Origin of the sequence: Streptomyces sp. HSW2009, assembly GCF_040240285.1 — a bacterium.
Taxonomy (GTDB): Bacteria; Actinomycetota; Actinomycetes; order Streptomycetales; family Streptomycetaceae; genus Streptomyces.
In genome coordinates, this window is the sequence record NZ_JBEHZD010000291.1 from 1 (window position 1) to 9,761 (window position 9,761).

The 9,761-nt window shown below is 71.8% G+C and carries 7 protein-coding genes and 2 tRNA genes; all 9 read right to left on the reverse strand.

Going from position 1 to position 9,761, the window contains the following annotated elements:
* Nucleotides 1-132 precede the first annotated feature (132 nt).
* Nucleotides 133-978 (reverse strand): hypothetical protein, encoded by an 846-nt coding sequence (locus tag AAHZ94_RS20750; RefSeq protein ID WP_349994483.1) that lies wholly within the window; start codon nt 976-978, stop codon nt 133-135.
* 657 nt (nt 979-1,635) lie between these two features.
* Nucleotides 1,636-4,521: a leucine--tRNA ligase gene (leuS, locus tag AAHZ94_RS20755; RefSeq protein WP_349994484.1), complete on the reverse strand. Its 2,886-nt coding sequence runs from the start codon at nt 4,519-4,521 to the stop codon at nt 1,636-1,638.
* Nucleotides 4,522-5,058: 537 nt separating this feature from the next.
* Nucleotides 5,059-5,131, reverse strand: a tRNA-Ala gene (locus tag AAHZ94_RS20760).
* 431 nt (nt 5,132-5,562) lie between these two features.
* On the reverse strand, nt 5,563-5,796 hold the full coding sequence (locus AAHZ94_RS20765) for a hypothetical protein (protein WP_176161576.1): 234 nt from the start codon (nt 5,794-5,796) through the stop codon (nt 5,563-5,565).
* Nucleotides 5,797-5,799: 3 nt separating this feature from the next.
* On the reverse strand, nt 5,800-6,063 hold the full coding sequence (locus AAHZ94_RS20770; protein WP_349994488.1) for a hypothetical protein: 264 nt from the start codon (nt 6,061-6,063) through the stop codon (nt 5,800-5,802).
* A gap of 622 nt (nt 6,064-6,685) precedes the next feature.
* A tRNA-Ala gene (locus AAHZ94_RS20775) sits at nt 6,686-6,758 on the reverse strand.
* 108 nt (nt 6,759-6,866) lie between these two features.
* On the reverse strand, nt 6,867-7,520 hold the full coding sequence (locus AAHZ94_RS20780) for a histidine phosphatase family protein (protein WP_349994487.1): 654 nt from the start codon (nt 7,518-7,520) through the stop codon (nt 6,867-6,869).
* On the reverse strand, nt 7,517-7,960 hold the full coding sequence (gene rsfS, locus AAHZ94_RS20785; RefSeq protein WP_349994485.1) for a ribosome silencing factor: 444 nt from the start codon (nt 7,958-7,960) through the stop codon (nt 7,517-7,519). The genes AAHZ94_RS20780 and rsfS overlap by 4 nt, the downstream gene beginning before the upstream one ends.
* Before the next feature lie 364 nt (nt 7,961-8,324).
* The gene (locus AAHZ94_RS20790; RefSeq protein WP_349994486.1) at nt 8,325-9,704 is read right to left on the reverse strand and encodes an LCP family protein; all 1,380 of its coding nucleotides are present in this window, start codon (nt 9,702-9,704) and stop codon (nt 8,325-8,327) included.
* Nucleotides 9,705-9,761 lie beyond the last annotated feature (57 nt).

Here is a 9,761-nt window from a genome sequence, read left to right on the forward strand (position 1 = left end):
CCCGGCGCGGGGGGGGGCGCCGCCGGGGGGGGGGGGGGGGGGCCCCCGGCGGCGGGGGGGGGGGGCCCCCCCCGGGGCCGCCCGGGGCGGGGGGGGGCGGGGCGGGGCCCCGGCAGGCAGGTATCCAGGGCTTCACGTGGTGTTCTCCGGTCGGGCCGTCCGCTGCCAGGGGTAGGTCTTGCGCAGCCGCGGGTCGTCGCCGGTCAGGGCGCGCGGTGCGGGTGGGGCCGAACCGTCGTCCACGGCATCGGCTCGCGCTCCGGACGCCGACCCCGCGCCGGCCGCCCCGGGCTCGTCCACTCCCCAGTCGTCCGCCACCGGACGGCCACCACCAGCACCACCCGCGCCTCCGCCACGGCCAACACCGCCGGCGCCACCCGCACGGCCCGGACCTCCAGCAGCCCCGGCACCACCGGCCGTTCCCGTGTCCGGTTCGGACCGCCAGTGGCGTAGCGCGGCGGCCTCCATCCGGATCTGCTCGCTGAGGTCGCCTAGCTCGTCCTCGGCGAAGTGACCGGCCCGGTCCTGGATCGCCCAGCGCAGCGAGTCGGCGGACTGTGTCACCCGCTCCGTACGCTTGCGGAGTTCTGGCAGTCGGGTCGCGATCCGGGTCCGGTCGGGCTCGGATTCGAGGCGCCGCAGGTCGTCGTCCACCTCGTGGCCGTGCGTGCTGAGTCGTTCGAAGAGGGCCAGTGACTCGGTGAGCGAGCCGTCCTCGGCCGCGGCCGTGTCCAGCGCCTGCCGGGTCGCCCGCATCGAGGTCCGCAGCGAGATCCGCAGCTCGGCTATCTCCGCCACCGGCCCGAGTTGCGTGTACTGCTTGGCCCGCAGCTTGGTGTCCTCCACCGTGCGCCGGGCCTGGGAGACCGTGCGGTCCACACCCCGCTTCGCCGCCTTGGCCACCTTCACGGCGGCGTACACGCCGGCGGCGATGCAGAGCAGGAACACCAGACCCAGGATGGCCACTACGGCTTCCATCGCGCTCCCGCAGGTCTCGGAGGTGGACAAGATCGCGCGAGGCCGCGGCCGGGTCCCGCACGCGGGCCGGCGACAGCCGTCAGTTCCTACGGTAAACGGCGCGGGCGGGTCACGGGTTCCCTGTGGACCCGTAACCCGCCCCTAGGTGGCTTCCCTGATCTCATCAGGCCACCGCACCGATCGTGTCCGGCTCGGATCGTGTCCGGCCCAGAACGTGCCCGGCTCGGATCGTGCCCACCGCAGGTCGTCTCCGGCACCGAGCACGTCCCGTACGGCTCGTACGGCTCGTACGCGACACAGGTCGTGTCCTCCGTCAGGCACGCCCGCGCCGGCCAGCCGACCGGCCCGACCAGCGCAGACGCCCCCGTAGAAGAGCGGCACCCGACGCCCGGGACCGGTCAGCCCCCGCCACCTGACGGTCAGCTTCGATCTGAACCACTCCGCACTGGCCCGGCCCGACCCGCGTCAGGCCACCCCGACCACCCACGCCGACCCACACCAGGCCACCCCGGCCCACGCCGATCCGCGCCAGAGCACCCGATCCATGCCCATCCGCGCCAGGACCCAGACGGGCCGGGCCCGCACAGGCAGGCCCGGCCCACGCCGGGCAACCCCACACGGCCGCGACCCGCGCCAGGCCACGCGGACCCGTTCCGATCAAGCCGGAACGATGTTCACCAGCTTCGGTGCCCGGACGATCACCTTGCGGATCTCCGCCCCGCCGAGGGCCGCGACCACCGCGGGGTCGGCCAGCGCGAGCTGCTCCAGCTCCGCGTCGGAGATCGACGGCGCCACCTCTAGCCGCGCCTTGACCTTGCCCTTGAGCTGGACGACGCAGGTCACGGACTCGTCCTGGACGTAGGCGGGGTCGGCGACCGGGAACGGGACGTACACCACGGATTCCGTGTGCCCCAGCCGGTGCCACAGCTCCTCGGCGATGTGCGGGGCCAGCGGCGCGGTCAGCAACACCAGTGTCTCCGCCACCGACCTGGGCACCTCGCGCACCTTGGTGACGAAGTTGTTCAGCTCGGTCAGCTTGGCGACCGCGGTGTTGAAGCGGAGCTGCGTCACGTCCTGCGTGATGCCGTCGATGGCCTTGTGCAGGGCGCGCAGCGTGGCCTCGTCCGGCTCCGCGTCGACGACGGTGACCTCGCCTGACGCCTCGTCGACCACGTTCCGCCACAGCCGCTGGAGCAGCCGGTACTGGCCGACGACGGCCCGGGCGTCCCAGGGCCGCGACACGTCCAGCGGGCCGGTGGCCATCTCGTACAGGCGCAGCGTGTCGGCGCCGAACTCGGCGCAGATCTCGTCGGGCGTCACCGCGTTCTTGAGCGACTTGCCCATCTTGCCCAGCAACTGGCTGACCTGCTCGCCCTGGTAGAAGAAGGCGCCGTCGCGCTCCTCCACCTCGGCGGCCGGCACCGGGAAGCCGCGGCTGTCCCGGTAGACGTACGCCTGGATCATCCCCTGGTTGAACAGCTTGTGGAACGGTTCGGCCGAGGAGATGTGGCCCAGGTCGTGCAGCACCTTGGACCAGAAGCGCGCGTACAGCAGGTGCAGCACGGCGTGCTCCTGGCCGCCGACGTACAGGTCGACGCCGCCGGTCGGCTGGCCCTCGCGCGGGCCCATCCAGTACTGCTCGACCTCCGGGTCGACCAGTCGGTCGCTGTTGTTCGGGTCCAGGTAGCGCAGCTCGTACCAGCAGGAGCCGGCCCAGTTGGGCATGGTGTTGGTCTCGCGCCGGTAGCGCTTGGGGCCGTCGCCCAGGTCCAGTTCGACGTTGACCCAGTCCTCGTTGCGGGACAGCGGGGTCTCCGGCGAGGTGTCGGCGTCGTCCGGGTCGAAGGTGCGCGGCGAGTAGTCGTCGACCTCGGGCAGTTCCAGCGGCAGCATCGAATCGGGCAGCGTGTGCGCCACGCCGTCCTCGTCGTAGACGATCGGGAAGGGCTCGCCCCAGTAGCGCTGCCGGCTGAACAGCCAGTCACGCAGCCGGAAGTTGACCGAGCCCTCGCCGATGCCGCGCTCGACCAGCCACTGCGTGACCTTGGTCTTGGCGTCCTTGACCACCAGACCGTCCAGGGAGACGTCGGCGCCGGCGGAGTTGACGATCTTCGCCTCGTACGAGTCGAACGCGGCGTCCCAGGTGCTCGGGTCGGTGCCGCGGTCGTCGCTCGGCTCCACGACGCAGCGCATCGGCAGCTCGAAGGCGCGGGCGAAGGCGAAGTCACGGCTGTCGTGCGCCGGCACGGCCATGATCGCGCCGGTGCCGTAGCCCATCAGGACGTAGTCGGCGATGAAGACGGGCGCCTGCTCGCCGCTGACCGGGTTGGTCGCGTAGGCGCCGGTGAAGACGCCGGTCTTGTCCTTGGCCTCGGCCTGCCGCTCGACGTCGGACTTGGCCGCGGCCTGCTTGCGGTACGCGGCGACCGCCTCGGCCGGCGTGGCGTGGCCGCCGGTCCACACCTGGTGCGTGCCCTCGGGCCAGGCGGCCGGAACGATTCGCTCCACCAGCTCGTGCTCGGGCGCCAGCACCATGTACGTGGCCCCGAACAGCGTGTCCTGGCGGGTGGTGAAGACCGTGATCCGCGCGTCCCCGTCGGCCGCGACGGGGAAGTCGACGCGGGCGCCCTCGCTGCGGCCGATCCAGTTCCGCTGCTGGAGCTTGATCGCCTCCGGCCAGTCCAGCGCGTCCAGGTCGTCGAGCAGCCGGTCGGCGTACGCGGTGATGCGCATGTTCCACTGCCGCAGCTTGGCCTTGAAGACCGGGAAGTTGCCGCGCTCGGAGCGGCCGTCGGCGGTGACCTCCTCGTTGGCCAGCACGGTTCCCAGGCCCGGGCACCAGTTGACCGGCGCGTCCGAGGCGTACGCCAGGCGGTAGTCGCCCAGCACGCCCGCGCGCTCGGCGGCGCTCAGCTCGCCCCAGGGGCGCCCGTCCGGGGTGGCGCGCTCACCGGAGGTGAACTGGGCGATCAGCGTGTCGATCGGGCGGGCCTGCTGGGCCTGCGGGTCGTACCAGGAGTTGAAGATCTGGGTGAAGATCCACTGGGTCCACTTGTAGTACCCGGGGTCGATCGTCTCGATCGAGCGGCGCTTGTCGTGGCCCAGGCCCAGCCGGCGCAGTTGGCGCCGGATGTTGGTGATGTTCTCCTCGGTGGAGACCCGCGGGTGGGTGCCGGTCTGCACCGCGTACTGCTCGGCGGGCAGACCGAACGCGTCGAAACCCAGCGTGTGCAGGACGTTGTGGCCGGTCATCCGGTGGAAGCGGGCGTAGACGTCGGTGGCGATGAAGCCCAGCGGGTGGCCGACGTGCAGCCCCGAGCCCGACGGGTACGGGAACATGTCCATGATGAACTTCTTGGGCCGCTCCACCAGCGCCCCCCGCCCAGCGGGGTCACCGGCGAGGTCCCCGGTCGGGTTGGGTGCCTCGTACGTGCCGTCGGCGTCCCAGAAGTCCTGCCAGCGCGCCTCGATGTCGGCGGCCAGGGCGGCCGTGTAGCGGTGCGGCGACGCGGCTGCCTCGGTAGCGGTGTGGGTCTCGCTCATCGTCCTCAAGCTCCATCGATGGTCTCTGCCAGCGGATATGTAGGGAAACAAAAAATCCCCTCGCACAGGAGGGGACGCCGCGCTGAGTCCGACCGGCTTGCGCATCGGTCGGTGCTGATCAGCGCGGCCCGCTAAGCAGAAGGCGTACGGCACGCATGGCCTCAGGTTACCGCAGGCGCATAAGAGGCCGCACCGGCCTGGCCGAGGGGCGGACGGCCACCGCGGTTACGGACCGTACGGCAGCGTCTCGCGCGCGGGCGACACCTCGCACTGTCCGGCCACCCCGTACGACGTCCGGGCCGTACGGCTTCACCCCGTACAGCCCCGAGCCGTATGACGTCGCCCGATACGGCCCTGATCCGCATATCCCCGCCCCGTACAGCCGGTCGCTTCGTGGCAGTGCGCAGAACTGCTCAGGATCACGTCGGGTCGCGCCCTTCACTGCACTCACTCCGCGTCCGCGCGGCAAAGGCGAGCAGAAACGACGAAAGCGACCTGGTCCGCATATTCCGCGGACACAGATCGCTTTCGCTTCTGTGGAGCTAAGGAGAATTGAACTCCTGACCTCCTGCATGCCATGCAGGCGCTCTACCAACTGAGCTATAGCCCCATATTGCCTTCCGCTCCGGTTCCCCTCGGCGGCATCGCCTACATTACACGGACCGGCTGGGCTTTGGCCAAATCAATGGTCGGGGGCCGGTCCGACGGGCCGTCAGCGAGGTGGGGCGGAGTGCGGTCGCGGGCCCGGTTCGGCGCCCGGCGGGTCGACTGTCCACGGGCCCGACGGCCACGATCGCCGCAGGTCAGTGCCGTGCCGCCGACGCGACGTGCACTGCCGCCGACCGGCCCCGACCGTGGCCGTGACGCCCCGCGGAGAGCCACGCTCCCGGCCACGGCCCCGGCCCAACCCAGGCCCCGGCCATAAGCTCCGCCGACTAACCACCACCGGCGAGCACCGCCCATGAGCGAACAGCACCGCCCGCGGGCAAACAACAGCGCCCGGGTCCGCGTACTGCTGCGGGCCGGGGCGCTGGAGAAGGCTTAGGCGGTGGCGAACGAGTAGAAGCGCTTGAGCGTGCAGTGCTCGTCGAGCAGCCGCCCGTAGATCGGTTCGCCTTCGAGTTCGCGGTAGGTCTCGATGGGGTCGCCCTTTATGATCAGCGCCCGCGCGCACTCGACGCACCAGTACTGATAGTCCGCATTGAGCGGCTCCATGTCGCGGACGATCGGCGTGCCGCTGCCGCACCAGTCGCATTTCCGGCTGTGTGCACCCATCAATCAGCTCCAGCTATGGCCGCAGGCCGTGCACACATAGGAGATCCCGCCGTTGTCGCCCAGCACTTGCGCCACGTGCGCCGAGCCGCAGGCCGGGCACTGCAACACCGTGACGTCCCTTGTCGTGGACCGCATTCCGCCGGGCGTCGGGGCACAGGAGCCGTCGGCGTACGCGCATGGCACGGCGTACTCCGGCAGTCCGTCATGTTCCTGTGCTTCGGCGATCTCCAGCAGGTGACTGACCTCCTCCAGGATTCCGGTCGGCATCGCACCGCCCCTCCCATCGGCACCGTCCCCTCGCGGCGATCCCGATTCTGTCATGGGACGGCGCGCAGGTCAGCGTCACGGCCACAGCCCGCTCGCGGCGGTCGCGCAGCGCGCCGTACACGCCCGGGCCGCTGGAGCGGTACGGACGGGGGCGCTGGGGCCGGGCGGGGCCCGGCTGTCGCGCGGCCCCCGATCCCGCGGACGAGCGGGCGCCGCCCCCCGGCCGGCCGAGCGACGGACCTCAAGCCCGGGGCGCCCGGCGTCGTCCCGCCGGCCGCCGACGAACATCTACCGCGCCGCACCCGGGGCGCCAACTCCCTTGCCCGGCAAGGCATATGCGCCGCCACCCGGCAGCGCTCCGGGCGCTCGCCGGCCCCGGCGGACCTCATGCACCTCAGGGCTAAGGAGAGAGTCGGCCCCCGGTGCAGACCGATGGCAGAAGGCCGCGTACGTGAACGGGGACGGGGCCGAGCCGCCCCGCACCGGCGCGGAGCGACTCCCCCATCGGGGTGCGCAGGGCCGCACCGGACGACATCCCCCGCCCGTACGGAAAAGCCGAGCAGAAACGACGAAAGCGACCCGGTCCGCGTATTTCCGCGGACACAGATCGCTTTCGCTTCTGTGGAGCTAAGGAGAATTGAACTCCTGACCTCCTGCATGCCATGCAGGCGCTCTACCAACTGAGCTATAGCCCCGCTGTTCCTTCGTGGAGGTGAACCCGTTTTGTGGGGCTCACTTCCGTTCCGTGAACGAGCAGAAGCTTAACCGGTGACCTGCCCAAACGCGAAATCCGCGGTCGGAGGTCAGTCGTCGTCGCCGAGGACGGGCTCGGGGAGGGTGCCCGCGTTGTGTTCGAGGAGGCGCCAGCCGCGGGCGCCCTGGCCGAGCACGGACCAGCAGCAGTTGGTGAGGCCGCCGAGGGACTCCCAGGTGTGCGGGTCCAGGCCGATGAGGCGGCCGATGGTGGTGCGGATGGTGCCGCCGTGGCTGACCACGACGAGCGTGCCGTCTTCCGGCAGCTTCTCGGCCATGGCCTGCACCAGCGGGGCGGCCCGGTCGGCCACCTCGGTCTCCAACTCGCCGCCGCCGCGCCGCACCGGCTCGCCGCGCTTCCACGCGGCGTACTCATCGCCGTAGCGGGCCATGATCTCGTCGGGCGTCAGGCCCTGCCAGACGCCCGCGTACGTCTCCCGCAGCGCGGCGTCATGCATCACGTCAAGGCCGGTCACCGCGGCCAGCTCGGCCGCGGTCGCGGCGGCCCGGCGCAGGTCGGAGGCTATGATCGCGTCCGGTTTGAGCGCTGCGAGCAGCCGGGCCGCGCGCCGGGCCTGGGTCAGTCCGGTCTCGGTGAGCTCGATGTCCGTGGAGCCCTGGAAGCGGCGCTCCAGGTTCCAGGCGGTCTGGCCGTGTCGCCACAGGACGACACGGCGCCCCCGTCCCCCGCCGGAGCCGCTCAGTGGAGCTCACCGTCCAGGTCGTCCTCGTCCGCCGCCCTCGCCTTGGCGTGCTCGGCGGCCTTGCCGTGGGTGGCGAGCGCGTCGGCCGGCAGGTCGAGCTGCGGGCAGTCCTTCCACAGCCGCTCCAGCGCGTAGAACACGCGCTCCTCGCTGTGCTGGACGTGCACCACGATGTCCACGTAGTCGAGCAGCACCCAGCGGGCGTCGCGGTCGCCCTCGCGGCGCACCGGCTTGGCGCCGAGCTCCTTGCTCAGCCGCTCCTCGATCTCGTCGACGATCGACTTGACCTGGCGGTCGTTCGGCGCCGACGCGAGCAGGAAGGCGTCGGTGATCGCCAGTACGTCGCTGACGTCGTAGGCGATGATGTCGTGCGCGAGCTTGTCGGCCGCTGCCTGAGCGGCGGTCTTGATGAGCTCGATGGAGCGGTCCGTGGCGGTCACAAGCAGGGCTTTCCGGTCGGCGGAGCCCCCGTGCCGGGGCAGGGGGCGGGTGACTCAAGGGTCTCACGCCCCACCGACACTTCCGCCAGCCGTTTGTTTGCCACACCGGCCTGCCGCCGGGCCGCACCGGTCGGGTCGTCCTACCGGGCCGGACCAGCGAGCCGCGCCGCCAGGCCGGGCCGACCTCCCACCGGCCGGACCACCGGGCCGGACCAGCCTCCCACCGAGCCGCACCACCAGGCCGGACGGCCAAGCCGCGCCGCCCGGCCGGGCTGCCCCCACGAGGTCGGGCCACCGGGCCGCACCGCCAAGCCACACCGCCGGGCCCTGCCCGGCCTCCCGCTGGACCGGCCCGTGCCGCGGGTCAGCCCGATCGGCCCCCGAAGTCGCTGCCGAGCACCACCGTGACGTCCGCGTTGGCCGCGCCCTTGCCCTGGGCCACGGCACTCGCGGGCAGGCCGAGTGTCGCGGCGACCTGCTTGGCCTGGTCGGCGTGTGCGGCGTCCGCGTAGGTCACCCGGGAGGTGCTCTCGGTACCCGCGGTGCCGCCAGCGACCACCGTGAAACCGCCGTTGACCAGCGCGACCTGCGCAGATCCCGCCTTGGCCTCATCGCCCGTGGCGTTGCGCACACTCACCCGCGGCGCGCTGCTCGCCCCGTCCTCGGGCTGCTTGACGGAGCCGCCGAGCACGTCCTTCACCACGTTCTCAGACGCCGCGTCGCTGAGCGTGCCGTCCGGCTGCACGGCGAGGAGTTCGGTGGCGTACGAGCCGTCGTCGGCGCGTTGGGCGAGGCCGGCGAGCGAGGCTCCGAGTTGCTTCTCGGAGAGCGAGGGGTCGGGGATCTGGGCGAGCTGTTCGACCGTGCTGGTGGCCTTGCCCGGGTCGGTGGAGATCTTGTCGAGCACCGCCCGCATGACCTGGCCGAACCGGCCGAGCTGCTTGTTCTGGTCCTCGCTGGGCTCGCGGTGGGTGGCGTAGGCAACCGCGCCCTGCCCCGTGAGCTGCGCCCCCTTGCCTCGCTTGACCAGCGGGTCGTCGCCCTCCTTGGCGCCGGGCACGAGCACGTCGGTGTCAACGGTGATCCCGCCGACGAGTTCGACCAGGTTCTCCAGGTAGGGCGTGTCCAGTCGCCAGGTGCCCTGGATGTCGGAGCCGAGCAGGGCGCTGAGGGCGTCCCTGGTGCCGCCGGCGCCCTCGCTCTCGACGGCGTTGCCGAGGGTGGTGGTGCCGTTCTCGCCGGGCACGGCGAGTGCGTTGGGGAGCAGCACGGTGCTGCCCTTCTTCGTCGTGGCGTTGTCCACGAGCAGGATGCTTGAGCTGCCGCCGCCCTTGGTCTCGCGCAGGTGGACGACGATCACCTGACGGCGCTGCGCACCACCCGCGCTCGCGCTGTCCTCGCTGCTGCTCGACATGCCGGGCAGCTTCTCCGCGTACCAGAGGTAGCCCACGCCACCGCCGACGACCAGGGCGAGCGCGGCCCCGCCGGCGATGAGCCTGGTGCGCAGTTGGCGCTTGCGCCCGTCGCGGCGCTCGGAGCGGGTCTCGGCGAACTTCAGCCAGTCGATGACGTCTTCGGACTCTTCGTCCTGCTCCTCGATGAAGGAGAACTGTTCCGTCCGGTAGTCCTCGCCCGGCGCGTCCGCCGCCGCGTCCCCGGCCCGTGCGCCGGCGGCCGGTACCGGCTGCTGCTGTCCGGCCCGGCGCTGGGCGGTGCCCGCCGGGGGGGGGTGTCGTTTTAACATCTGACGCGGGCGCCGGTACACCGTGTGTAGATGTGGGTGGGGGGCGGTTGATTTAAA

Bases quoted from the DNA above. Each gene is read 5' to 3' on its own strand.
- AAHZ94_RS20750 (WP_349994483.1), bottom strand. From the start codon at position 978: ATGGAAGCCGTAGTGGCCATCCTGGGTCTGGTGTTCCTGCTCTGCATC.
- leuS (WP_349994484.1), bottom strand. From the start codon at position 4,521: ATGAGCGAGACCCACACCGCTACCGAGGCAGCCGCGTCGCCGCACCGC.
- AAHZ94_RS20770 (WP_349994488.1), bottom strand. From the start codon at position 6,063: ATGCCGACCGGAATCCTGGAGGAGGTCAGTCACCTGCTGGAGATCGCC.
- AAHZ94_RS20790 (WP_349994486.1), bottom strand. From the start codon at position 9,704: ATGTTAAAACGACACCCCCCCCCGGCGGGCACCGCCCAGCGCCGGGCC.
- AAHZ94_RS20765 (WP_176161576.1), bottom strand. From the start codon at position 5,796: ATGGGTGCACACAGCCGGAAATGCGACTGGTGCGGCAGCGGCACGCCG.